The following is a 22,796-nucleotide window of genomic DNA, read 5'->3' as shown; positions in this document are numbered from 1 at the left end:
CGCCAATTACTTGAGAAAGTTCCCGTAGACCGTTGCTATTGCGTTATTTTTTCGATTTAATGCCACTGCGTACCCCGCCAGGATTCTGGCTACGGGCGTCAGCGGCAAGGGGGAAACACCGTGGGGCTCTTTACACCGAAGAAGCCGGCGCTGATTGGTGTCGACATCAGTTCGACTGCCGTCAAGCTGCTGCAGTTAAGTCAGGCGGGCGGCCGTTATCGCGTTGAGCATTACGCGGTCGAGCCGTTGCCGCCGAACGCCGTGGTCGAAAAGAACATCGTCGAGATCGAGGCGGTGGGCGATGCGATCCGCCGCGCGCTGGCACGCTCGGGCTCCAAGCTCAAGCACGCCGCCGCCGCGGTGGCCGGGTCGGCCGTGATCACGCGCATCATTCCGATGACCGGCGATCTTTCCGATGACGACCTGGAAGGCCAGATCCAGGTCGAGGCGAACCAGTACATTCCGTACCCGATCGACGAGGTCAGCCTCGACTACGAGGTGCTCGGTCCGGTCCGCGACAACCCCGACATGAACAACGTGCTGCTGGCCGCCTCGCGCACCGAGAACGTCGACATGCGCGTGGCCGCGCTGGACCTGGGCGGGCTCACCGCCGCGGTGATCGACGTCGAGGCGTTCGCGATGGAGAACGCTTTCGCGATGATCGCCGACCAGCTCAACGTGGGCCGTGACGCGTTGGTGGCGGTGGTCGACATCGGTGCCACCATGACCACGCTGTCGGTGCTGCGCAACCAGCGCACGATCTACTCGCGCGAACAGGTGTTCGGCGGCAAGCAGCTGACCGACGAGATCATGCGTCGCTTCGGGCTGTCCTACGAGGAAGCCGGCCGCGCCAAGCGCAAGGGCGGCCTGCCCGAGTCCTACGAGACCGAGGCGCTGGAGCCGTTCAAGGAATCGCTGATCCAGCAGATCAGCCGGCTGCTGCAGTTCTTCTTTGCCGGCAGCGAGTACAGCAAGGTCGACCAGGTGGTGCTGGCCGGCGGTTGTGCCTCGATCGAGGGGCTCGGCCAGATGCTGGAAGAGCAGCTCGGCGTGCCCTGCGTCGTCGCCAATCCGTTGGCCCGCATGTCGCTGTCGCCGCGGGTCCAGGCACAGTCGCTGGCGCAGGACGCCCCCGCGTTGATGATTGCGGTCGGCCTCGCCCTGAGGAGCTTCGACTGATGGCACACGTCAACCTACTTCCGTGGCGCGTCGCACGGCGCAAGCAACGTGAACGCGAGTTCTACATGCAGCTCGCCGCCGCCTTCGTGGCGGGGCTGGGTGTGCTGTTGCTGTGGGTGTTCTGGATGGATCAGCGCATCGACAACCAGAACGATCGCAACACCTACCTGCAGACCGAGATCAAGCAGCTCGACGTGCGCATCGCGAAGATCAAGGATCTGGAGAAGGTGCGCGAACACCTCTTGGCGCGCAAGCAGATCATCGAGCAGCTGCAGGCCGATCGCTCGCAGATGGTGCACCTGTTCGACGAGCTGGTGAAGACGATCCCCGCCAGTGCCCGGCTGAGCGGGCTGAAGCAGAACGGCCAGTCGATGTCGCTCGATGGCGTGGCGCAATCCAACGCCAGCGTTGCCGAATACATGCGCAACATCGAGGGCTCGCCGTGGATGGGGCACGCCGACCTGCGCAAGACCGAAAATACCCATAACGGCAGCCGCATGCCGTACGTGTTCGGCCTGAACGTGACGCTGAGCAAGCCGAAGGCCGACGAGGCCGACGGCAAGACCCCGGTGTTGCCGAACGCTGCCGGCACCGCTGCGGCTTCGACGGCGCCCGCTGCGGCAGCCAAGGCGGCGACCGCTTCGCCGGCGAAGCCCGCGGCAACGACCGCCCCGGAAGTCAAGCCGGTGAGTGCGCCAGCCGCCACGGGAGGTGCCCGGTCATGAGTTTCCTCCACGATATCCAGAACCTCGACCGCAACAACGTCGGTGGTTGGCCGCAAACGGTCAAGATTTTCTTCACCGCGCTGCTGTTCGGCTTCGTACTGCTGGTCGGCTGGTACTTCTTCGTCAGCGACCAGCAGGACAGCCTGAATTCGTTGGCCGGCAAGGAAAACCAGCTCAAGCAGGAGTTCTCCGCCAAGCAGGCCAAGTCGGTCAACCTGGAGGCGCTGCAGCAGCAACTCGACGAGATGCAGGACATGCTGCGCCAGCTGCTGCGCCAGCTGCCCAGCAAGACCGAGATGCCCGAGCTGCTGATCGACATCTCGCAGACCGCGCAGGCCGCCGGCCTGGAGAGCGACCTGTTCCAGCCCGGCCCGGAGACGCCGAAGGACTTCTACGCCGAGAAACCCATTGCGCTGCGCTTCACCGGCACCTACCACCAGTTCGGCACCTTCATCAGCGGCGTGGCCTCGCTGCCGCGGGTGGTGATCCTGACCCTGCACGACGTCTCGCTGACGCCGAAAGCAGCGGGCAAGGACGGCACCTCGGGCGGCCAGCTGGTCCTGCAAGGTACGGTGAAGACCTACCGCTACCTGGATGACGAGGAAAGCGCCGCCGCGAACAAGGGCAAGCCGGCCGGGGGGGCGAAGTGATGAAGAACCTTGCTGTCGTCAAACCCGCCAACGTCGCACGGCTGGTGCTGATGCTTGGCGCCGCGCTGGTGCTGGCCGGTTGCACCCGCGGCATGTCGGATCTGCGCACCTGGGTTGCCCAGGAAAAAGCCAAGAAGGGCGCACCGATCCAGCCGTTGCCTGTGATCAAGACCTTCGAGACCTTTACCTACAGCGACCAGGACCGGCGTGACCCGTTCAGCCCGAGCACGGCCGAGCTGGACAACAGCGTCGCCACCAGCGGCCCGCGGCCGGACGCCAATCGCGCCAAGCAGCCGCTGGAGCTGTTCGCGCTGGACAGCCTGAAAATGGTCGGCACGGTCGGTACCGGTGCGGGCATGGAGGTACTGGTCAAGGACCCGGGTGGTGTGATCCATCGTGTCCATGTCAACGAATACATGGGCCAGAACTACGGGCACATCACGGCGATCAGCGAAGACCATATCGACCTGGTCGAGCTGGTATCCAACGGTAATGGTGGCTGGATGGAACGTCCGGCCAGCATCGCGCTCGACGCGAAATAGGTAGACAGGGGCTGATGCAATGACCAACCAAATCCAATCCGTCCGGGGCCGTGTCATGCGCCATGCGAGCCGTTACATGTTGATGGGCCTGCTGATCGCCGGCGCCACCTGGGCCAGCGCTGCGATGGCAGCCACCACCACGCTGAAGAACATCAGCTACGACGCACTGCCCGGCGGCAGCGTCGAGCTGCACATGGACTTCGGCGATGGCCCGGTGCCGCAGCCGAAGATCTTCACCACCGGCAATCCGCCGCGCATCGCGGTCGACTTTGCCGACACCGATAATGCGGCTCCGCGTCACCTGGACATCGGCAAGGGCTCGACCTCCGGCGTATCCGCCGTGGCCGCCGGCGGCCGCACCCGCGTGGTGGTCGAGCTGATGCGCGAGTCGAGTTACCGCTCGCGCGTCGAGGGCAACAGCCTGGTGCTGACGGTCAACAACGGCAGCACGGACCAGTCGGTGACCACCGCCTCCACGATCGACCCGACCAAGGCCTTGCCATCGTCGTCGGCCGGTCCGACCATCTCCAACATCGACTTTCGTCGCGGCCCGAACGGGGAAGGCCGCGTGCTGATCGACTTCAGCGGCAGCGGCGCGAATGCCGAAATGACCCGCAAGGGCGACAAGGTGCTGGTCACCATCGACCATGCCAACCTGCCGGCCAACCTCGCCCAGCGTCTGGATACGCTGGACTTCGCCACCCCGGTGCAATCCATCGTCACCCGCGCCGGCATGGGCGGCGGCGCGCGCATGGAGATCGCGGTCAAGGGCAACGTCGAGACCTCAGCCTACCAGACCGCCGACCAGTATGTGGTCGAAGTGGCGCCGAAGAAGGCCGACGCCAGCAAGGACGCCAAGCTGGCCCGGCTGGGCCAGGAGCCGAGCTACAACGGCAAGCGCGTCACCTTCAACTTCCAGGACATCCCGGTGCGCTCGGCGCTGCAGCTGATCGCCGACATCTCCGGGCTCAACCTGGTCGCCTCCGACAGCGTCGGCGGCAGCGTCACCCTGCGCCTGGTCAACGTACCGTGGGATCAGGCGCTGGACGTGATCCTGCGCGCCAAGAGCCTGGACAAGCGCCGCAACGGCAACGTGGTGTGGGTCGCGCCGCAGGCCGAGCTGGCCAAGTACGAGCAGGACCTCGCCGACGCCAAGCTGAAGGCGCAGGACACCGCCGAACTGATCACCGACTACGTGCCGATCAGCTACGGCAAGGCGTCCGACATCGCCAAGCTGCTGACCAGCGGCAGCATGCAGGGCGGCGGCGGCAGCAGCGGCGGCAACACCCAGCGCGGCTTCCTGTCGCCGCGCGGCAGCGTCTCGTTCGACGAGCGCACCAACACGCTGCTGCTCAACGACACGCCGGAGAAGATCAGGCAATTGCGTGAGCTGATCGCGGTGCTGGACAAGCCGGTGCAACAGGTGCTGATCGAGTCGCGCATCGTGGTCGCCAGCGACGACTTCACCCGCGAGCTGGGCGCGAAGTTCGGCGTCAACGGCCGCATCAATAACACCGAGTTCCAGAACGCCGCCGCCGCCACGCCGGCGCTGACCGCCGGCCTCGGCGGCGGCAACGTGACTTCGGGCGGCCTCAACGTGAACCTGCCGGTCACCCCGGCGGCCGGCAGCTTCGGCCTGGCCATCCTCGGCGCGAACTACGCGATCGACCTGGAACTCTCCGCGGCGCAGACCGAGGGTCGTGGCGAAGTGATCTCCAGTCCGCGCGTGATCACCGCCAACCAGCAGGAAGCGGTGATCCGCCAGGGCCAGGAAATCGGCTACGTCACGTTCCAGAACAGCGCCGGCAGCGGCGCCGGCAGCGGCACCGCCACGGTGCAGTTCAAGGACGCCGTGCTGGAGCTGAAGGTGACCCCGACGATCACCGCCGACAACCGCGTCTACCTGATGATCAACGTCAAGAAGGATGCGCTGGCCGGCTACGTGGACGCCCCGGGTAGTGGCAAGATCCCGACCATCGACACCCGCGAGATCAACACCTCGGTGCTGGTCGACAACGGGCAGACCGTGGTGCTGGGCGGCATCTACGAGATCAACAAGGCCAACACCATGACCAAGGTGCCCGGCCTGGGCGACATCCCAGGCGTCGGCGTGCTGTTCCGCAAGACCTCGCGGACCAACACCAAGGCCGAGCTGCTGATCTTCGTGACGCCGCGCATCCTCAGCGACACGCTGCAGTAAGCGCGCAAGCGTGCAGTGAAAGAGGCGGCTTCGGCCGCCTCTTTTTTTGTGCGCGCCGGCCAGGCTGCCGGAGGCCGATTAAACTTCCGGCGTTGCCGATGGTCTGTAGCACGCCATCCGGTCCGGCCTGCGCCCCGCCGCGTGTCGGGTCGCGCCGCTGTCACGTCAAGAACGGAACCCGCTCATGGATATGCCCGAAACTCCAGCACCAAGCCGCCTGCAACAGTCGTTCGCGCAGCTGCGCGACGACCTGCAGCAATGCATCATCGGCCAGCCGCACCTGATCGACTGCCTGCTGGTGGCCTTGCTGGCCGACGGCCACCTGCTGGTCGAGGGCGCCCCCGGCCTGGCCAAGACCACCGCGGTGAAGGCGCTGGCGGCGCGGATCGAGGCGGATTTCCACCGCGTGCAGTTCACCCCCGACCTGCTGCCGGCCGACCTCACCGGCACCGACGTGTTCCGCCCGCAGTCGGGCAGCTTCGAGTTCGAGCATGGCCCGCTGTTCCACAACATCGTCCTGGCCGACGAGATCAACCGTGCGCCGGCCAAGGTGCAGTCCGCGTTGCTGGAGGCGATGGCCGAGCAGCAGATCACCGTCGGCCGCCGCACTTGGCAGTTGCCCGAACTGTTCATGGTGATGGCGACGCAGAACCCGATCGAGCAGGAAGGCACGTTCGCCCTGCCGGAGGCCCAGCTCGACCGCTTTCTGATGCATGTGACGATCGGCTATCCGGATGCGGTCGCCGAACTGGCGATACTCAAGTTGGCGCGTGAGCAGGCCAGTCGTCGCGCGCATCCGGTTGCCGCGCCACCGGCGTTGCTCAGCCAGACCGACGTGTTCGCCGCGCGCGATGCGGCGATGGCGGTGCACATGGCGCCGGCGCTGGAGGAGTACCTGACCCAGCTGGTGCTGGCCACCCGCGATGCCGGCCGCTACGGGCCGGAACTGAAGCGCTGGATCGCCTGGGGTGGCAGCCCGCGCGCCACCATCGCGCTGGACCGCTGTTCGCGTGCGCACGCGTGGCTGGCCGGTCGCGATTACGTGCTGCCGGAAGACGTGCACGCGATCGCCCACGAAGTGCTGCGGCATCGCGTGCTGCTCAGCTACGAGGCGGAGGCCGAGGGCGTGCGGCCGGACCAGGTGATCGATCGCCTGCTGGATCTCGTGCCGCTGCCGTGAACGCCGTCGCTTCACATCACGCGGACGGCGACGGCCGCAGCCGGGTTGCGCTGGCCGAACTGATCGCGCTGCGTGCGCGGGTCGGCCGCGTGCGCATGGCGCCGCTGCTCAGCCGTGCCGCGCGCAGCGGTCAGCAGTCCAGCCGTCTATACGGCCGCGGCATGGACTACGCCGAGTCGCGCGTCTACCAGGCCGGCGACGACGTGCGTCGGCTCGACTGGCGGCTCACCGCGCGCAGCGGCAAGCTGCACACCAAACTGTTCCAGGAAGATCGCGAAGGCTGCCTGCTGATCCTGCTCGATACCCATGCCAGCATGCGTTTCGGCACGCGGGCGCGCTTCAAGTCGGTGCAGGCGGCGCGCGCCGCCGCCGCCGCCGCGTGGTACGCGGTGCGCGCCGGCGAGCGGGTCGGGGTGATGGCGTTTGGCCACGCCGATCAGTTGCTGCGGCCGCAGGCCGGGTCGCGCGGTGCCCTGGCGGTGTGCGGCGCGCTGGCCGAGTGGGATGCACAGGCCGCGTCCGATCGCCTCGAGCCGTTGTCCGATGCGCTGGCCCGTGCCAGTCGCGTGCTGCATGGTGCCAGCCGCGTGCTGCTGGTCAGCGACGGATTCAGCTGCGACGCATCGGCACGGCAGCGCTTGCTCGACCTGGGCCGGCATGCCGGGGTCAGCGTGCTGGTGGTGGCCGATGCGCTGGAACTGGCGCCGGCCCCACCGGGGCGCTACCCGCTGGAGCATGCCGGCGAGCGCTGCGAAGTGCTGCTGCAGTCCGAGCGTCAGCGCAGCGATTTCCAGCGTGCGCTGGGTGCCGGTCCGGCCCGGCTTGGTGAGCTGGCGCAATCGCTGGGCTTGCGCTGGAACAGCATCGACACCACCGCCGATGCGTTCGACGCGGTCAGCGGCCTGCTTGGCGCGCGGAGGCCGGCGCGATGATGCCGTCGTCCGCCCAGCCCGCGTCGTTGCCCGGTCCGCCATTGCGCGATATCCACCTGCCGCCCGAGCCGTTCTGGTGGCCGCCGGCGCCGGGCTGGTGGACGCTGGCCGTGCTACTGTTGGCGCTGCTGCTGGCCGGCGTCTGGTGGTGGCGACGGCAGCGCCGCACGCTTCGTCAACGCCGACAGGTGCTCGGCGAACTCGATCGACTCGCACAGCAGCATCGGCACGACGGCGATGGGCTTGCGTTGGCGAGTGCGCTGCACCAGTTGCTGCGCCGGGTGGCGCGCCAACATGATGCGCAGGCCACGCGACAACGCGGCGACGCCTGGCGGCAGACGCTGATGCGGGTGCCGGTCGATGCCGCCACGCTGCAGCAACTGCTGGCGCTGGACCAGCAGATCTATCGACCCCCCGCATCGTTCGACCATGCAGCCAGCGTGGCGGCCGTGCGGGCGTGGCTGCGGCTGGCGTTGAAGCCGGCGAGCTGGAAGCCGGCCGCGATGGAGCACGCCGATGGCTGAGTTCGCCTGGCCCTGGGTGATCGTGCTGCTGCCGCTGCCGTGGCTGCTGCGCCGCTGGCTGCGTCCGGCCGCGCCCGGGCAGGCGCTGCATCTGCCGCAGCCGGGTATGCGATTGGCTACCGTCGTCGGCAGCCGCGCGCATGGCACCACACCGTGGCTGCTGGCGCTGGCCTGGTTGTGCCTGCTGGCCGCGGCAGCGCGGCCGCAGTGGGTGGGGCCGCCGCAGGCGCAGCAGCGCAGCGGGCGTGCGCTGATGCTGGCGGTGGACCTGTCCGGCAGCATGCGCACCGGCGACATGCAGCTGGCCGGCCAGGACGTCAGCCGCTTCGGCGCGGTCGAGGCGATCGCCGGCGATTTCATCAGCCGTCGCAGCGGCGACGAGATGGGGCTGATCCTGTTCGGCAGCCAGGCCTTCCTGGTGACGCCGCTGACCTACGACCTCAGTGCAGTGCGCGCGCAGCTGCAGGGCGCGGCGGTGGGCCTGGCCGGCACCGAAACGGCGATCGGCGACGCCATCGCGGTGGCGGTGAAGCGGCTGGCCGCGCTGCCCGAGCAGGCGCGCGTGCTGGTGCTGCTCACCGACGGCGTCAACAACGCCGGCAGCATCGCGCCGCGCGATGCGGCGCGCGCGGCGAAGGCGGCCGGCGTGCGCATCTACACCATCGGCATCGGCGCCACGCGCATGCGCATCCCCGGTTTCTTCGGCAGCCAGCTGGTCAATCCCTCGGCCGACCTCGATGCGGACATGCTCACCGACATCGCCACGCAGACCGGCGGGCGCTTCTTCCGCGCCACCGACAGCGGCGAGCTGGCCGATGCGTATCGCGCGATCGACGCGCTGGAACCGATGCCGCAGCACGGCCCCAGCCTGCGTCCGCGGCATGAGCTGTTCCGCTGGCCGTTGCTGGCCGCGATCGCGCTGCTGTTGCTGGTGATCGTGCCGCGCCGCTTCACGCGCACGCGGAGGTTGCTCGCATGAGCGAGCTGCTGCAGCAATTCCATTTCCTGCGGCCGTGGTGGCTGGCTGCGCTGCTGTTGTTGCCGCTGCTGGGTTGGCTCGGCGTGCGCCGCAACGTGGCGCAGGTGGAGCTGTCGCGGCTGGTCGACGCCGAGTTGCTGCCGCATCTGTTGCGCGGGCGTGCTGGCAACCGCAGCCTGCCGCTGTGGCTGTTCGCGCTGGGCTGGACGCTGTGCGCGCTGGCGCTGGCCGGGCCGACCTGGAGCCGCGTCGAGCAGCCGCTGTACGCGAGCCGTGCGGCGCAGGTGGTGGCGATCTCGCTGTCGCAGCGCATGCTGGCGCGCGACGTGGCGCCGAGCCGACTCGACCGCGCGCGCTACAAGGCGCGCGACCTGCTGCACGCCAACCAGGATGGGCTCAACGCGCTGGTCGGCTACGCCGGCGAGGCCTTCGTGGTGGCGCCGCTGACCTCCGATGCGCACAGCCTCGACGACCTGCTCGAGGCGATGGCGCCGGACACCATGCCGGTGGACGGCGACAACGCGGCGGCGGCGATCGAGCGCGGCGTGGCGCTGATCCAAGGCGGCAAGGTCAGCGGCGGTTCGCTGGTGCTGATCACCGACCAGGCCGATGCCGCGGCCGAGGCTGCGGCGCGCAAGGCGAACGCCGCCGGTGTGCGGGTCTCGGTGCTTGGCGTAGGTACGCCGCAGGGCGGCCCGGTGCCGTTGCCCGATGGCGGCTTCCTGCGCGATGCGCAGGGCGGCATGCTGCTGGCCCGCCGCGACGATGCCGCGCTTGCAGCGCTGGCCGCGGCCGGCGGCGGCCGCTATGTGGCGATGAGCGCGGACCAGCGCGACGTCGACGCGCTGCATGCGCAACTGCGCAGCGCGAAGGCGACCTTGGCCGACGGGCAGGTCGGCGACGCCTGGCAGGATCGCGGCGCGTGGCTGCTGCTGCCGCTGCTGCCGCTGGTGGCGCTGGCGTTCCGCCGCGGCTGGCTGCTGGTGCTGCCACTGGTCGTGCTGCCGTTGTGGCCGGGAACGGCTGCGGCGACGACGTGGCAGGACTTGTGGCTGCGTCGCGACCAGCAGGCTGTGCAGGCCTTGCACGCGGGCGATGCGAAGCAGGCGCAACAGCTCGCGCGCGACCCGGCCTGGCGTGGCGCCGCGGCGTATCGCGCCGGCGACTATGCGGCCGCGGCGCAGGCCTTGCGGCAGGCGCCCGGCGGCGGCGCGGCGTACAACCTCGGCAACACGCTGGCGAAACAGGGCGCATACCAGCAGGCGCTCGCGGCCTACGACCATGCGCTGCAGCTCGACCCGGCCAACGCCGACGCGAAGGCGAACCGCCAGGCGGTCGAGGACTGGCTGCGCCAGCAGCAACAGCAGCCGTCGGACCAGAAGGAACACGAGGGTCACGGCGGCAAGCAGAATCAGTCGTCGCAGGGCGAGCAGGGCAAGAGCGGCAAGCAGGGTGCGAAGGATCAGTCGTCCGCAGCGGACGATGCCGAGCCATCCAGCCAGTCGGGCCAGGATGGCAAGTCGCAGGCGCAGGATCCGTCCGGCAAGAATGCATCGCAGCAGGGCAAGTCCGCGCAGGGCGGTGCCGATCAGCCCAAACCGCAGACCGCGCAGCAGCAGGCCGAGCAGCAGGCGCAGGTGGAACAGGCGCGGCAGGCGTTGAAGCAGCAGATGGACGCCGCGCTGGCGAAGCCGGGCGACGGCAACGCGGGGCACCAGCTCGGCGCGCTGGCCAAGGACGATCCGCAGGCGAAACTGCCGGCCGACCTGCGCCATGCCCTGCAGCGCGTGCCGGACGATCCCGGGGCCCTGCTGCGGCGCAAGTTCGAACTGGAATACCAGCAGCGCCACGGCGGCGCGCCGAGCGAGGATGGACAGCCGTGAAGTTCCGACATGTCGTGTGCAGCTGCCTGCTGATGCTGGCGTCGCTACCGGCGCTGGCCGCTGCCGCCGAGGTGACCGCCACGCTGGATCGCGACCACGTGCAACTGGGCGAGACGGTGACGCTCAACCTGCGCGTGCAAGGCGACGCTGGCGCCAGCGCGCCCGACCTGCGCGCGCTGAACCAGGATTTCCAGTTGCTCGGCACGTCGCAGAACAACAGCCTCAGCGTGATCAACGGCCAGGCCAGCTCCGAACTGACCTTCGGCGTGGCACTGCGTCCGCGCCACGTCGGCGTGCTGCAGATCCCCGCGCTGAGCGTGGCCGGCCAGCGCACGGCGCCGCTGCAGCTCACCGTGACGGCGCCGGATCCGGCCGCGGCCGCCGCCACGCAGCGCGACGTCTTCATGGAGTCGCAGGTTGAGCCGGCGCATGGCTACGTCGGCCAGCAGCTGACCTATGTGGTGCGGCTGTACTACGCCAACCGCATCGGTGGCGACGCGCCGCCGCCGCCGCAGGTCGACGGCGTGGAAGTCAGCGCGCTCGGCAAGGGCCTGAACTACGACGCCGAGCGCGGCGGGCGTACGTATCACGTGCTGGAACAACGCTACGCGCTGATTCCGCAGCACGCCGGACAGGTCGAGATTCCGCCGGTGGATTTCCAGGGCGAGGCCGCCGACCCGCGCGATCCCAACAGCTTCTTCGGCGCCACCGTGCCGGTCAGCGCCAGCGCACCGGCGCAGACGATCACGGTGAAACCGGCGCCGGCCGACTGGGGCGGCAGCGCGTGGCTGCCGGCGCGCCAGCTGAGCCTGAGCCTGGACGGCTGGCCCACCGCGCAGGATGCGCCGCCGCGGGTCGGCCAGCCGCTCAACCTCACCATGAACCTGCAGGCCAGCGGCCTGTCGTACGAGTCGCTGCCGGCGCTGAGCCTGCCGCCGCTGGACGGCGCCACGGTGTACCCGGACAAGCCGGTCACCGGCAACCGCCAGGACGGCGAGTGGATCATCGGCCGGCGCCAGCAGTCGTTCGCGATCGTGCCCGAACGCGCCGGCACGCTGACCATCCCCGCCACCACGCTGAAGTGGTGGAACGTGCTGACCGACAAGATGGAAGTGGCACAGATTCCGGCGCACAGCGTCAGCGTGCTGCCAGCGATCGGTGCGGCGGCCACGCCGCCGCCCGCCGCACCGGCGGCGGTGCACGGCGCCGCGGCCGCGCCAGCCGGCACCGCCGCCGCGCCAGCCTCCACGCCATGGCGCTGGATCGCGCTGGCCAGCCTCGGCCTGTGGCTGCTCAGCGCGCTGGCCTGGTGGCTGTGGCGGCGTCGCCGGCGCGCGTCGTCGGTGACGCCGGCGGCGGCGCGCACCTCGGTGCGCAGTGGCCAGCTGGCCTTCCTCGCCGCGGCGCGCGGCAGCGATCCGGCCGCGCAGGCGCGCAGCCTGCTGGCATGGGCGCGGGCGGAGCGGCCGGCGATCCAGCACCTGGGCGAACTGGCCACGGTACTGGACGACGCGGCGCAGCGCGCCGTCATCGACGCCTTGCAGCAGCGCCGCTACGCCGACACAGCGCCGCCGGACGCCGGGGCGAACCTGGCCGAGGCGTTCAAGCGCGGCTTCGCCTGGCGTGCCACGGCGGTGGCCAGCGAGGACTCCGGGTTGCCGCCGCTGTATCCGTTCAAGCTGCACTGAGCGGCTTGCGCTGCGGGGGCGCTGCCTCGCCTGGTCGGGGCGGTGTCCGCCTACGGCGCCAGCGCCTGCTGAAACACCGCGCGCATGGCGTCGCTGAAGCAGCACAGCGTCACCTCGATGTCGTCGTCCGCAGCAGCCAGCGCGTCGCGCAAGGTGGCCACCGCCACCGCGGCGGCCTGCGCGGCGGGGTAGCCGTAGACGCCGCAGCTGATCGCCGGAAACGCGATCGTGCGCAGCGCCCGTTCGCGCAGCAGGCGCAGCGCGTTGCGGTGGCAACGCGCCAGCAATTCGGCTTCGCCCTCGTCGCCGCCGTGCCAGACCGGACCCACCGTGTGGATCACCCAGCGCGCGGGCAGCGCGAAGCCGGGCGTGATGCGCGCCTCGCCGATGGGGCAGCGCACGCCGGTGGCGGATTCGGGCAGCGCGCGGCAAGCCTGCAGCAGGGCCGGGCCGGCGGCGCGGTGGATCGCGCCGTCCACGCCGCCGCCGCCGAGCAGGCCGGGGTTGGCCGCGTTGACGATGGCGTCCGGCGCCAGGCGGGTGATGTCGGCATGAACGACTTTGATGGGCATGGATCGACGGCTTACCTTATGCTTCGGGCAGGCATTGGCGCGGCGGAGCGGCAACGGATCATGGCGAAAACGGAAGACCTTTCCTTCGGCTACCTGCTCAGCGACGTGACCTTGCTGTTCCGCAAGCACTTCGACCGGCGCGCGGTGAAATTCGGCCTGACCCGCGCGCAGTGGCGTGCGACCAAGGTGTTGTACCACCGCGAAGGCCTGCGGCAAACCGAGCTGGCCGAGTTTCTGGAAATGGAGCCCATTGCGGTGGGCCGGGTGATCGACCGCCTGCAGGCGGCCGGCTTCGTCGAGCGCCGGCCGGATCCGAAAGACCGGCGCGCCTGGCGGCTGTACGTCACCGAGCAGGCGCGCGTGATCGTGGGCGACATGGAGATCATCGCGCGCGAGCTGCGCAAGGATGCCACCCGCGGCATCGACCACGACGAGCTGCAGCAGGCGCTGGCGGTGATCGGCCGGATCAAGGACAACCTGCTGGCGCTGGAGCAGGGCGACGGCACGTCCTGAGGCGCGCCTGCGGCGGTGCTGGCCAGTGCCATCGGTCGGGGGCCTGCGCAGCGGAAATCGCGGCATAGTGGCGCTTGGTGCGTCTCGCGCCGGGTCAACCCGAAGCCGCTGGGCGCGTTGTCACGGGCTTGGTGCGTGCTCATCCGCCTGGCGGTTCCCCGACCGCACCAACCCGCATCGCCACCGCGCGTGGCGCGAAGATCGAGAAGCTCTCGCGCATGTCCTGGAAAAAAATCGCCCTCGTCGTGGCCGCCTTGCTGGCGGTCGCCCTGGCCATGCACTTCAGCCGCGGCCGCGGCGACAGCAGCAAGGCCGCCAGGGCACCGGCCGCGGTGCCGGTCGAGGTGGCCAGCGCCACCCGGGGCGACGTCGAGCTGTCGCTGAAGCTGGTCGGCCGGGTCGAGGCCTGGTCGACGGTGAGCCTGCGCGCGCGGGTCTCCGGCCAGCTCCAGTCGCTGTCGTTCACGCCCGGCGCGCTGGTGCGCAAGGGCAGCATGCTGGCGCAGATCGACCCGCGGTTGCTGCGAGCGCAGCTGGACCAGGCACGCGGCAGCGTGGCGCGCGACCTGGCACTGCTGCAGAAGGCGCAGGCCGACCAGCGGCGCTACGCCGACATGCTGGGCAAGGGCTTCGTCTCGAAGGCGGACTACGACCTGTACCAAGCCAACCTGGCGGTGGCCCGCGCCACCCTGCAAAGCGACCGGGCCGCGCAGGAGCTGGCGCAGACTCAACTCGACTACGCGCGCATCGTCGCCCCGTTCGACGGCATCGCCGGGGCGCCGCTGGTCTGGCCGGGCGCGCAGATCAGTGCCGACAGCACCGACATCGTGGTGCTCAACCAGGTCGAGCCGGTGCGCGTGGCGTTCAACATTCCCGAGGACAGCCTGCCCGCCGTGCGCGCCGCGCTGGCCAGCGGCGCGGTCGCTGTGCAGGTGACCGTTTCCGGCGACAAGGGCACGCCGCTGGCCGGCACGCTGGAATTCATCGACAACGCGGTCGACGCCACCACCGGCACGATCGTGCTGAAGGCGCGCTTCGACAACGCCGGGCATCGGCTCACCCCCGGCCAGTTCGTGCAGGTGAGCCTGCCCACCACGCGCCTGGCCAACGTGGTCAGCGTGCCGGTGCATGCGCTGCAAAGTTCCAGCAGCGGCAGTTTCGTGTTCGTGCTCGGTGCCGACGGCAAGGTGCAGCAGCGCTACGTCACCCCCGGCCCGACCAGCGCCGGGCGTACCGTCATCGACAAGGGCCTGAAAGGCGGCGAGCAGGTGGTCACCGAAGGCCAGATGCTGCTGGTCGACGGCAGCGCCGCCGTCGTCCGGCCGGGTTGAGCCGATGAATATCCCCGAGCTCTGCATCCGCCGCCCGGTGATGACCACGCTGCTGATGACGGCGCTGCTGGTGTTCGGCATCGTCGCCTATCCGCAGCTGCCGGTGAACGAGCTGCCGAACGTCGATTTCCCCACCATCAGCATCAGCGCCAGCCTGCCCGGCGCCTCGCCGGAGACGATGGCATCGGCGGTGGCCACGCCGCTGGAAGGCCGGCTGTCGACCATCGCCGGGATCAGCTCGATGAGCTCGACCAGCGCGCTCGGCTCCACCTCGATCACGCTGAGCTTCGAGCTGGATCGCAACATCGACGCGGCGGCGCAGGACGTGCAGGCGGCGATTTCCTCGGCGCTGCGCCAGTTGCCGAAGGAGATGACCACGCCGCCCACGTTCCGCAAGGTCAACCCGGCCGACGCGGCGATCCTGTACCTGGCGATGAGCTCGTCGACGATGCCGCTGACCCAGGTCGACGAATACGCCGAGACCGAGCTGGCGCAGCAACTGTCGATGATCGACGGCGTGGCCCAGGTGAACGTGTACGGCTCGCAGAAATACGCGGTGCGGATCAGCGTGGACCCGGACCGGCTGGCCGCCAGCGGCATCGGCATCGACCAGGTGCAGAACGCGATCGCCGACGCCAACGTCAACCAGTCCACCGGCTCGCTGTACGGCAAGCGCCAGCAGCTGCCGATCCGCAGCGACGGCCAGCTGCTGCGCGCGGCCGCCTACAACGACGTGGTGGTGGCGTACCGCAACGGCGCGCCGGTGCATGTGGGCGATATCGGCCAGGCGCGCGACAGCGTGCAGGACGACCAGCGCGTCAGCTCGTACAACGGCAAGCAGGCGATCGTGCTGGCGATCCAGCGCCAGCCGGGTGCGAACACGGTGGCCACGGTGGACCGGATCAAAGCCGTGCTGCCCAGCTTCCGTGCCGGGTTGCCGCCGTCGATCACGCTGGACACGCTGTACGACCGCTCGCAGTCGATCCGCGACTCGGTCGACGACGTGCAGTTCACCCTGCTGCTGGCCGGCGCGCTGGTGGTGTTCGTGATCTACCTGTTCCTCGGCAACCTGTCCGCCACGCTGATCCCGGCGGTGGCGTTGCCGATCTCGGTGCTGGGCACGTTCGGCGTGATGTACGCGCTGGGCTACAGCCTGGACAATCTCTCGCTGCTGGCGCTGACTCTCGCGGTCGGCTTCGTGGTGGACGACGCGATCGTGATGCTGGAGAACATCGTGCGCCACATGGAAGCGGGCGTGCCGCCCTACGAGGCGGCGCTGCAGGGCGCCGCCGAGGTCGGCTTCACCATCTTCTCGATGACGCTGTCGCTGATCGCGGTGTTCATCCCGGTGATGTTCATGGGCGGCATCGTGGGCCGGCTGTTCCACGAGTTCGCGGTGGTGATCAGCGTGGCGATCCTGATCTCCGGCATCGTCGCGATCACGCTGACGCCGATGCTGTGCAGCCGCTTCGTCAAGGCGCACGACCATGAGGACGGGTCTCACAAGAGCAGGAACTGGCTGATCGCCGGCTTCGACCGCGGCTTCGGCGCCGTGCAGCGCGGCTACGCGGGCAGCCTGCGCTGGTGCATGGAGCGCCCGCGCCTGGTGCTGGCCGGTTTCGGTGTGAGCCTGCTGGCCACCGCGCTGCTGTTCTACGTGACGCCGAAGGATTTCATCCCGGCCGGCGACAGTGGCCAGTTGCGCATCAACACGGAAGGACCGGAGGACGTGTCGTTCGACGGCATGCTGGCGCGCCAGCAGCGGCTGGTCGAGATCGTGGCGCAGGACCCGAACATCGCCGGCTACATGTCCACCGTGGGCGCGGGCGGCCCGCGCAGCACGATCAACAACGGTTCGATCCTGCTGCTGCTGAAGCCGGCGCATCGGCGCAAGCTTGGCCCGGACGGCATCATCCAGGAGCTGCGGCCGAAGCTGGCGACGGTGGCGGGCATCCGCAGCTACATCCAGAACGCGCCGGCGATCCAGATCGGCGGGCGGCAGTCCAAGGCGCAGTACCAGTACACGCTGCAGTCGGTGAACCTCGACCAGTTGTACGAGTGGAGCGGCAAGGTGACCCGCGCGTTCGCCGCGCTGCCGGGCTTCGAGGACGTCACCAACGACCTCGACCTCAACAGCCCGTCGATCACGGTCAAGGTCGATCGCGCCAAGCTGGCGCCGCTGGGCTTGACCATGGCGCAGGTGCAGACCGCACTGGGCATCGGCTTTGGCCAGAACCAGGTTTCCACCATCTACGGTTCGGCCACCCAGTACTGGGTGATCCTGCAGGTCGAGCGCAAGCTGCAGGACGACCCGGCGGTGCTGTCGCGGCTGTACGTCACCTCGAACCGCGGCAGCCTGGTGCCGCTCAGCGCGGTGGCCAGTTTCGCCCGCGAGCCGCAGGCACTGACCGTGAACCACCAGGGCCAGCTGCCGGCGGTGACGGTATCGTTCAACCTGGCGCCCGGCGTGCCGCTCAGCGACGCGGTGGCCAGCATCGACGGCGCGATGGGCAAGCTGGGCCTGCCGGCGACCATCAGCGGCAGCGTGCAGGGCACCGCGCAGGCGTTCCAGCAGTCCATGCAGGGCATGGGCATGCTGTTGCTGCTGGCGGTGTTCGTGATCTACCTGGTGCTGGGCATCCTGTACGAGAGCTTCATCCACCCGCTGACCATCCTGTCCGGCCTGCCGGCGGCGGCGGTCGGCGCGCTGCTGACCCTGGCGATCTTCCACGCCTCGCTGGACCTGTTCGCCTTCGTCGGCATCGTGATGCTGATCGGCATCGTCAAGAAGAACGCGATCATGCTGATCGACTTCGCGCTGGAACGTCAGCGCGAGGAAGGCATGGCGCCGGCGCAGGCGATCGCCGAGGCCTGCCGCGTGCGCTTCCGCCCGATCATGATGACCAGCATGGCGGCGATGGCCGGTACCCTGCCGATCGCGCTGGGCATCGGCGCCGGCGCCGAGGTGCGCCGCTCGCTGGGCCTGGCCGTGGTCGGCGGTCTGGTGTTCTCGCAGATCCTCACGCTGTACCTGACGCCGGTGATCTACATCTACATGGACCAGCTGCAGCAACGCTTCGCGCGATCGGGCCGGGCATTGCCGGCGCGGTAGCTTGCAGCGTTCAGCCGTCCGCGACTAGGCTGGCCGCTCCGTCATCGAGGGAGCGGACATGCGCAGCCTGACATCGGTCGTCACCGTATTCGCCGCCGTCGCCGGCATGGCCATCGGCGCCACCGCCTGCGCCGGCACCCCCGCGCAGATGGACGCCGCCACCCTGCAGGCCTGGGCCGGCAAGCCGTGGGACAAGGCCACGCTGATGAACACCACGGTGGAATTGGGCCGCTACCGCAACGTGCCGGTGGTCGCCGAATTCCCCTGTTCGGACGTCTGCCCGCAATACACCGTGCGCATCATCCACTACCAGCTGCCGCCGGAAGCCTCGTGCGCCAGCGTGGGCGGCGTCGAGAAGGAAGTGCTGGTGCCGGTCGCGATCGCCGTGATGCCGAAGACGTTCTGCATCCCCGAACCGCTGGTGGCGTCGGGTGCGTACTACGCGAAGTGAGCGTCGCTGTGCTCCTCCCCCTGCAAAGCAGGGGGAGGTTGGGAGGGGGTAAGGCTTTTGACTTTGTGGTGAAGAGCGACCCCACCCCAACCCTCCCCTACTTGCAGGGGAGGGAGCAAAGCAGGAGCTACTCGCCGGCGCCATCCTTCGCGAACGCACCCGGCGCGGAGCCGAAGTCGCCATTCGCCTGCGCGGCCATGTACGAGAACGCGGCGTACACCGCCACGTTCTGCGCCAGCTCGGCGGGATCGATCTTGTCCAGCGTGTCGTTCGGCGTGTGGTGCCAGTCGAAGTATTTCGTGCCGTCCTGGGTCAGCGACAGCGCGGCCATGCCCTTGGCGTGCATCTGGGACAGGTCCGAGCCGCCGCCGCCGGGGCGGCCGGCGTCATAGGCCACGCCGAGCGGCTGCAGCACCTTGGCGATCTGGCCGATCGCATCGCGCGCCTCGGGCTTCACGCTGGCGCTCATGCGCCAGATCGGGCCGGCGCCGAAATCGGACTCGGTGCCGAGCTGGAACTTCGCCACTTCGCCCGCGTGCTTCTCGGCGTAGGCGCGGCCGCCCCACAGGCCCATCTCCTCGTTGGCGAACGCGATCACCCGAATGGTGCGGTCGGGGCGCTGCGGCAGGTCGTGGATCAGCTTGCCGGCGGCCATCGCGATGGCCACGCCGGCACCGTCGTCGATCGCACCGGTGCCCAAGTCCCACGAGTCGAGGTGGCCGCCGATGGCGACCACCTGTTCCGGGTGCCTGCGCCCGGTGATCTCGCCGATCACGTTGGCGCCGGTGTATTCGCCGACGATGCCGCAGTCGAGGTCGAGCTTCAGCGTGACCGGCTTGCCGTAGGCCAGCACGCGGGTGAGCTGGTCGGCGTCGGGGTTGGACAGCGCGGCGGCGGGGATCGCCTTGGCCGGATCGCGGAAGCCGGTGACGCCGGTGTGCGGCGCGCGCTCGTGCGCGTCGGTGCCGGCCGAGCGCAAGAGATAGCCGGCCGCGCCCTTCTCCGCGGCGAGCACCGGACCGGCCACGCGCACCGCCGAGCCCATGCCGTAGCCGTGGCCGTCCTTCGCGCGTTCCATGTGGTAGTCGACGTAGACGATCTTGCCCTTGATGGCGGCCGGATCGGCTGCCTTCAGCGCGTCGAGGCTGTCGAACCTCACCACCTCGGCGCGCAGCCCGCCCTTGGGCGTGGCGGGCGAATAGCCCAGCGCGGTCAGCGCCAGCGGCTGCGGGAACGGCGCCACGATCGCGGCGCGCTCGCTGCGGCGCACCCACAGCGGGTACGTGACCGGCTCGGTGTAGACCTTGTCGTAGCCCAGCTCCTTGAACTTCGCCACGGCCCAGTCGACCGCGCGGCGGTCGGCTTCGCTGCCGGCCAGGCGCGCGCCGACCTCGGTGGTCAGCGAGGCGGTGACCTGGTACGCGGTGTCGTCGTGCAGCGCACGGTCACGCAGCTGTTCGGCCGTCTTTACGGCCGTGGTGGGAATCGTGGTGGTGACGGCACTGGCGATGCCGCTGGCCAGCAGGCCGGCGGCAAGCAGGGTGAGGGGTAGACGGCGCATCGGGGAACTCCGCGTGGGGGAACCCCGATTATGGCGTGCCTGCCGTTGGCCGCTTAGGCCAGAAGTCACGGATGGCCGAAGGCCGGCACAGGAGCGCACAAGGTGCGCTCCTGCACGGACTACGGCCGGTTCTTCAGCAGGTCGCGGATTTCGGTGAGCAGGGCCACGTCGGCCGGCGGCGCGGCGGGTGCTTCTTCCTGCTTGCGGCTGAGTTTGTTGATCGCCTTGACCACCATGAAGATCGCGAACGCGATGATGATGAACTGGATCAGCGTGTTGATGAAGGCGCCGTACTGGATCGCCACTTCGGCGATCTTGTGCTTCGGATCGCTGTCGTCGCCGGGCTTGAGCACCCACTTCATGGCGGAGAAGTCGATGCCGCCGGTGAGCCAGCCGATCGGCGGCATGATGATCTGGTCGACCAGGGAGGTGACGATCTTGCCGAACGCGCCGCCGATGACCACGCCGACCGCCAGGTCGATGACGTTGCCACGCATGGCGAAGGCCTTGAACTCGCTGATCATGCTCATGCTGCGGGTACTCCCTCTGATGGGCCGGATGGCGGGGCGACTTTAGCGCGCCAACGTAGACGCGCACAGATGAAGGTGGCGTGGAAGCGTCAGTCGATGCGCCCGTCCAGTGCCGCCACGCCGACCAGCTCGGCGTGGAAGCGGTCGCCGCGCTGCAGCGCTGCCACGCCGGCGGGGGTGCCGGTGAAGACCAGGTCGCCGGCCTTCAGCTCGAACAGCGTGGACAGCGCCGCGAGGATGTGCGGCACGTCGTGCACCATTTCGCCCAGCATGGCCCGCTGGCGCAGCTCGCCGTTCACGTGGAGCCGCAACACGGTCTGTGCGCCTACCGTCGCCGCGCCGACCGGGCGCAGCGCGGAGACCGGCGCGGAGTGGTCGAAGCCCTTGGCCACGTCCCACGGGTGGCCCTTCGCCTTGGCCTGCGCCTGCAGGTCGCGACGGGTCAGGTCCAGTCCCACGCCATAGCCCCACACCAGCGCCGCGGCCTGGTCGGGGCTGAGATCGCGGCCGCCGGCACCCAGCGCCACCACCATCTCCACCTCGTGATGCAGGTCGGCGGTGGCCTGCGGGTAGGGCACGTCGGCGCCGTCGGCGACCACCGCGTCGGCCGGCTTGCAGAAGAACATCGGCGCGGCCGGGTCCACGCTGGCGCCCATCTCCCGCGCGTGTTCGGCGTAGTTGCGGCCGATGCAAAATACCCGGCGGATCGGGAAGCGCTGGTCGGAGCCGGTGATCGGCAGGCTGGGGACGGCGGGCGGGACGAAGGCGTAGTTCATGGCCGCAAGCGTAGCAAAGCCGGGCTGGGTGCGGCGCCGGATGCCGTCCGCCGCGGCGTGTCGATCCGCGGCGCTCCCGTTCGTCGTGGGCAGGGGACGCCCGGCTGCGGGTGACAGCTGTCATCGGCGATGGTTGATGCCATGCTCTGGCAGCGCGCCGGCAGGGCGTCCATGATGTACCCATGCCTCGAACATGGCCGTTGAAGCGGGAGTGGATGTGGACAACGCGGAACTGTTGAAGGAACTGCGCATCGAGCGCCATCAGCGCGAGGACCATGGGCGCAATCCGGGTCGCTGGCTGTGGATCGGCGGCGCCGCGGTGGTGTTGCTGTTGCTGCTCGGCGGCCTTGCGCAGCTGTTTTTCGGCCAGCATGCGGTCACCGTGCAGACCGCCACCGCGGTGGCGCCCAGCGCCGGCGGCGAGGCCGGCGCGGTGCTGCAGGCCACCGGCTACGTTACCGCGCGGCGCAGGGCCACGGTGTCGGCGCAGATCACCGGCACGCTCACCGCGGTGCTGATCGAGGAAGGCGACCATGTGCAGCAGGGCCAGGTGCTGGCGCGGCTGGACGACCACGCCTGGCGCGCCGCGCTGGATGCCGCCAGGGCGCAGGCCGCCGCCGCCCACGCGCTGGTGGCGCAGTACCAGGCGCAGCTGGCACAGAACGAGCGCGACGCCGCGCGCCAGCAGGAACTGGCAGTGCGCGGACTGGTGCCGAAACAGGCGGCCGAACAGGCGCGCACCCTGCTCGACGGCACGCGCGCCCAGCTCGCCGCGCAGCAGAAGCAGGTGGCCGCCGCCGACGCGCAGGCCGCGGTGGCGCAGGTCAACTTCGACTATTGCGTGGTGCGCGCGCCGTTCAGCGGCGTGGTCACCACCAAGGACGCGCAGGTCGGCGAGATCCTCTCGCCGCTGTCCGCCGGCGGCGGCTTCACCCGCACCGGCGTGGGCACCATCGTCGACATGGACTCGCTGGAGATCGACGTCGACGTCAACGAGGCCTACATCGGCCGGATCAAGCCCGACATGCCGGCCGAGGCGGTGCTGGACGCCTACCCGGACTGGAAGATTCCCGCCCACGTGGTCGCCATCGTGCCTACCGCCGACCGCGGCAAGGCCACCATCAAGGTGCGCGTGGCGCTGGAAAAGAAGGACGCCCGCGTGGTGCCGGACATGGGCGCGCGGGTGTCGTTCCTGGAACAGCAGCCGAAGGCCGCCGTCAGCGTGCCGCAGGGCGTGCTGGTGCCGGCCGCGGCGATCGTGCAGCGCAACGGCCACAGCGTGGTGTTCGTGCTCGATGGCAGCCGGGTGCGCCAGCGCACGGTGGCTCCCGCCACGCAGACCTATGGCGACTTGCGCCTGCTGCCGACCGCGGTGAAGCCGGGTGACAGCGTGGTGGTGTCGCCGCCGGCCGAGTTGAAAGATGGTTCGGACGTCCAGACCAAGAAACCGTAACTGCTTCACTCCATT

At 69.5% G+C, this 22,796-nt stretch carries 20 protein-coding genes; 16 read left to right on the top strand and 4 right to left on the bottom strand.

Annotated elements, in window-relative coordinates; all coding sequences use genetic code 11:
- Nucleotides 1-120: 120 nt before the first annotated feature.
- From R2APBS1_RS16235 to R2APBS1_RS16185, 11 genes are all read left to right on the top strand, one after another.
- Nucleotides 121-1,179, top strand: coding sequence for a pilus assembly protein PilM (locus tag R2APBS1_RS16235; RefSeq protein ID WP_007509502.1), 1,059 nt, complete (start codon nt 121-123; stop codon nt 1,177-1,179).
- Entirely contained in the window at nt 1,179-1,904 is a 726-nt protein-coding gene (locus tag R2APBS1_RS16230) for a PilN domain-containing protein (RefSeq protein ID WP_015448757.1), read from the top strand. The genes R2APBS1_RS16235 and R2APBS1_RS16230 overlap by 1 nt, the downstream gene beginning before the upstream one ends.
- Nucleotides 1,901-2,554: a type IV pilus inner membrane component PilO gene (locus tag R2APBS1_RS16225; protein WP_007509498.1), complete on the top strand. Its 654-nt coding sequence runs from the start codon at nt 1,901-1,903 to the stop codon at nt 2,552-2,554. Before R2APBS1_RS16230 ends, R2APBS1_RS16225 begins: the two co-directional genes overlap by 4 nt.
- Nucleotides 2,554-3,096, top strand: coding sequence for a pilus assembly protein PilP (locus R2APBS1_RS16220; protein WP_015448756.1), 543 nt, complete (start codon nt 2,554-2,556; stop codon nt 3,094-3,096). The genes R2APBS1_RS16225 and R2APBS1_RS16220 overlap by 1 nt, the downstream gene beginning before the upstream one ends.
- 55 nt (nt 3,097-3,151) lie before the next feature.
- Entirely contained in the window at nt 3,152-5,296 is a 2,145-nt protein-coding gene (locus R2APBS1_RS16215; protein ID WP_041676810.1) for a type IV pilus secretin PilQ, read from the top strand.
- A 184-nt stretch (nt 5,297-5,480) separates the two neighbouring features.
- Nucleotides 5,481-6,476: an AAA family ATPase gene (locus R2APBS1_RS16210; RefSeq protein ID WP_015448754.1), complete on the top strand. Its 996-nt coding sequence runs from the start codon at nt 5,481-5,483 to the stop codon at nt 6,474-6,476.
- The gene (locus tag R2APBS1_RS16205) at nt 6,473-7,408 is read left to right on the top strand and encodes a DUF58 domain-containing protein (RefSeq protein ID WP_015448753.1); all 936 of its coding nucleotides are present in this window, start codon (nt 6,473-6,475) and stop codon (nt 7,406-7,408) included. Before R2APBS1_RS16210 ends, R2APBS1_RS16205 begins: the two co-directional genes overlap by 4 nt.
- A complete protein-coding gene (locus tag R2APBS1_RS16200; protein WP_015448752.1) occupies nt 7,405-7,932 on the top strand; it encodes a DUF4381 domain-containing protein in 528 nt (175 codons plus the stop codon). The genes R2APBS1_RS16205 and R2APBS1_RS16200 overlap by 4 nt, the downstream gene beginning before the upstream one ends.
- Nucleotides 7,925-8,911 (top strand): VWA domain-containing protein, encoded by a 987-nt coding sequence (locus R2APBS1_RS16195; RefSeq protein ID WP_015448751.1) that lies wholly within the window; start codon nt 7,925-7,927, stop codon nt 8,909-8,911. Before R2APBS1_RS16200 ends, R2APBS1_RS16195 begins: the two co-directional genes overlap by 8 nt.
- Complete coding sequence (locus R2APBS1_RS16190) at nt 8,908-10,794, top strand: VWA domain-containing protein (RefSeq protein ID WP_015448750.1); 1,887 nt, start codon at nt 8,908-8,910, stop codon at nt 10,792-10,794. The genes R2APBS1_RS16195 and R2APBS1_RS16190 overlap by 4 nt, the downstream gene beginning before the upstream one ends.
- On the top strand, nt 10,791-12,482 hold the full coding sequence (locus tag R2APBS1_RS16185) for a BatD family protein (RefSeq protein ID WP_015448749.1): 1,692 nt from the start codon (nt 10,791-10,793) through the stop codon (nt 12,480-12,482). The genes R2APBS1_RS16190 and R2APBS1_RS16185 overlap by 4 nt, the downstream gene beginning before the upstream one ends.
- A gap of 50 nt (nt 12,483-12,532) precedes the next feature.
- On the opposite strand, the gene R2APBS1_RS16180 is transcribed toward R2APBS1_RS16185, so the two are convergent.
- Nucleotides 12,533-13,054, bottom strand: a complete 522-nt coding sequence (locus R2APBS1_RS16180) for an O-acetyl-ADP-ribose deacetylase (protein WP_015448748.1) — start codon at nt 13,052-13,054, stop codon at nt 12,533-12,535.
- A gap of 60 nt (nt 13,055-13,114) precedes the next feature.
- On the opposite strand from R2APBS1_RS16180, the gene R2APBS1_RS16175 reads away from it, so the two are divergent.
- From R2APBS1_RS16175 to R2APBS1_RS16160, 4 genes are all read left to right on the top strand, one after another.
- Complete coding sequence (locus tag R2APBS1_RS16175) at nt 13,115-13,567, top strand: MarR family winged helix-turn-helix transcriptional regulator (RefSeq protein WP_007509473.1); 453 nt, start codon at nt 13,115-13,117, stop codon at nt 13,565-13,567.
- 218 nt (nt 13,568-13,785) lie between these two features.
- Nucleotides 13,786-14,898: an efflux RND transporter periplasmic adaptor subunit gene (locus tag R2APBS1_RS16170; protein ID WP_015448747.1), complete on the top strand. Its 1,113-nt coding sequence runs from the start codon at nt 13,786-13,788 to the stop codon at nt 14,896-14,898.
- 4 nt (nt 14,899-14,902) lie between these two features.
- Nucleotides 14,903-18,010, top strand: coding sequence for an efflux RND transporter permease subunit (locus R2APBS1_RS16165; RefSeq protein ID WP_015448746.1), 3,108 nt, complete (start codon nt 14,903-14,905; stop codon nt 18,008-18,010).
- A gap of 58 nt (nt 18,011-18,068) precedes the next feature.
- Nucleotides 18,069-18,461, top strand: coding sequence for a hypothetical protein (locus R2APBS1_RS16160; protein ID WP_015448745.1), 393 nt, complete (start codon nt 18,069-18,071; stop codon nt 18,459-18,461).
- A gap of 127 nt (nt 18,462-18,588) precedes the next feature.
- Here the strand turns inward: R2APBS1_RS16160 and R2APBS1_RS16155 are convergent, their stop codons facing one another.
- The 3 genes from R2APBS1_RS16155 to R2APBS1_RS16145 all read right to left on the bottom strand — a co-directional run bounded on the left by R2APBS1_RS16155 (nt 18,589) and on the right by R2APBS1_RS16145 (nt 21,328).
- A complete protein-coding gene (locus tag R2APBS1_RS16155; RefSeq protein ID WP_015448744.1) occupies nt 18,589-20,022 on the bottom strand; it encodes a M20/M25/M40 family metallo-hydrolase in 1,434 nt (477 codons plus the stop codon).
- A 119-nt stretch (nt 20,023-20,141) separates the two neighbouring features.
- On the bottom strand, nt 20,142-20,552 hold the full coding sequence (mscL, locus tag R2APBS1_RS16150) for a large-conductance mechanosensitive channel protein MscL (RefSeq protein ID WP_007509463.1): 411 nt from the start codon (nt 20,550-20,552) through the stop codon (nt 20,142-20,144).
- Between the two features lie 89 nt (nt 20,553-20,641).
- A complete protein-coding gene (locus tag R2APBS1_RS16145) occupies nt 20,642-21,328 on the bottom strand; it encodes a fumarylacetoacetate hydrolase family protein (RefSeq protein WP_015448743.1) in 687 nt (228 codons plus the stop codon).
- 193 nt (nt 21,329-21,521) lie between these two features.
- Here R2APBS1_RS16145 and R2APBS1_RS16140 point away from each other — a divergent pair, with 193 nt between their 5' ends.
- Nucleotides 21,522-22,781, top strand: coding sequence for an efflux RND transporter periplasmic adaptor subunit (locus R2APBS1_RS16140; protein ID WP_015448742.1), 1,260 nt, complete (start codon nt 21,522-21,524; stop codon nt 22,779-22,781).
- The last annotated feature ends 15 nt before the right edge of the window (nt 22,782-22,796 follow it).

It is taken from the genome of Rhodanobacter denitrificans (genome assembly GCF_000230695.2).
GTDB classification, from domain to species: Bacteria; Pseudomonadota; Gammaproteobacteria; order Xanthomonadales; family Rhodanobacteraceae; genus Rhodanobacter; species Rhodanobacter denitrificans.
This window is presented reverse-complemented; position numbering and strand designations above follow the sequence as displayed.

What these genes read in the sequence shown, in the direction of transcription:
- R2APBS1_RS16230 (WP_015448757.1), top strand. Translation starts at nt 1,179, where the DNA reads ATGGCACACGTCAACCTACTTCCGTGGCGCGTCGCACGGCGCAAGCAA.
- R2APBS1_RS16160 (WP_015448745.1), top strand. Translation starts at nt 18,069, where the DNA reads ATGCGCAGCCTGACATCGGTCGTCACCGTATTCGCCGCCGTCGCCGGC.
- R2APBS1_RS16220 (WP_015448756.1), top strand. Translation starts at nt 2,554, where the DNA reads ATGAAGAACCTTGCTGTCGTCAAACCCGCCAACGTCGCACGGCTGGTG.
- R2APBS1_RS16170 (WP_015448747.1), top strand. Translation starts at nt 13,786, where the DNA reads ATGTCCTGGAAAAAAATCGCCCTCGTCGTGGCCGCCTTGCTGGCGGTC.
- R2APBS1_RS16165 (WP_015448746.1), top strand. Translation starts at nt 14,903, where the DNA reads ATGAATATCCCCGAGCTCTGCATCCGCCGCCCGGTGATGACCACGCTG.
- R2APBS1_RS16215 (WP_041676810.1), top strand. Translation starts at nt 3,152, where the DNA reads ATGCGCCATGCGAGCCGTTACATGTTGATGGGCCTGCTGATCGCCGGC.
- mscL (WP_007509463.1), bottom strand. Translation starts at nt 20,552, where the DNA reads ATGAGCATGATCAGCGAGTTCAAGGCCTTCGCCATGCGTGGCAACGTC.
- R2APBS1_RS16175 (WP_007509473.1), top strand. Translation starts at nt 13,115, where the DNA reads ATGGCGAAAACGGAAGACCTTTCCTTCGGCTACCTGCTCAGCGACGTG.
- R2APBS1_RS16225 (WP_007509498.1), top strand. Translation starts at nt 1,901, where the DNA reads ATGAGTTTCCTCCACGATATCCAGAACCTCGACCGCAACAACGTCGGT.
- R2APBS1_RS16180 (WP_015448748.1), bottom strand. Translation starts at nt 13,054, where the DNA reads ATGCCCATCAAAGTCGTTCATGCCGACATCACCCGCCTGGCGCCGGAC.
- R2APBS1_RS16195 (WP_015448751.1), top strand. Translation starts at nt 7,925, where the DNA reads ATGGCTGAGTTCGCCTGGCCCTGGGTGATCGTGCTGCTGCCGCTGCCG.
- R2APBS1_RS16190 (WP_015448750.1), top strand. Translation starts at nt 8,908, where the DNA reads ATGAGCGAGCTGCTGCAGCAATTCCATTTCCTGCGGCCGTGGTGGCTG.
- R2APBS1_RS16200 (WP_015448752.1), top strand. Translation starts at nt 7,405, where the DNA reads ATGATGCCGTCGTCCGCCCAGCCCGCGTCGTTGCCCGGTCCGCCATTG.
- R2APBS1_RS16210 (WP_015448754.1), top strand. Translation starts at nt 5,481, where the DNA reads ATGGATATGCCCGAAACTCCAGCACCAAGCCGCCTGCAACAGTCGTTC.
- R2APBS1_RS16155 (WP_015448744.1), bottom strand. Translation starts at nt 20,022, where the DNA reads ATGCGCCGTCTACCCCTCACCCTGCTTGCCGCCGGCCTGCTGGCCAGC.
- R2APBS1_RS16140 (WP_015448742.1), top strand. Translation starts at nt 21,522, where the DNA reads ATGGCCGTTGAAGCGGGAGTGGATGTGGACAACGCGGAACTGTTGAAG.
- R2APBS1_RS16145 (WP_015448743.1), bottom strand. Translation starts at nt 21,328, where the DNA reads ATGAACTACGCCTTCGTCCCGCCCGCCGTCCCCAGCCTGCCGATCACC.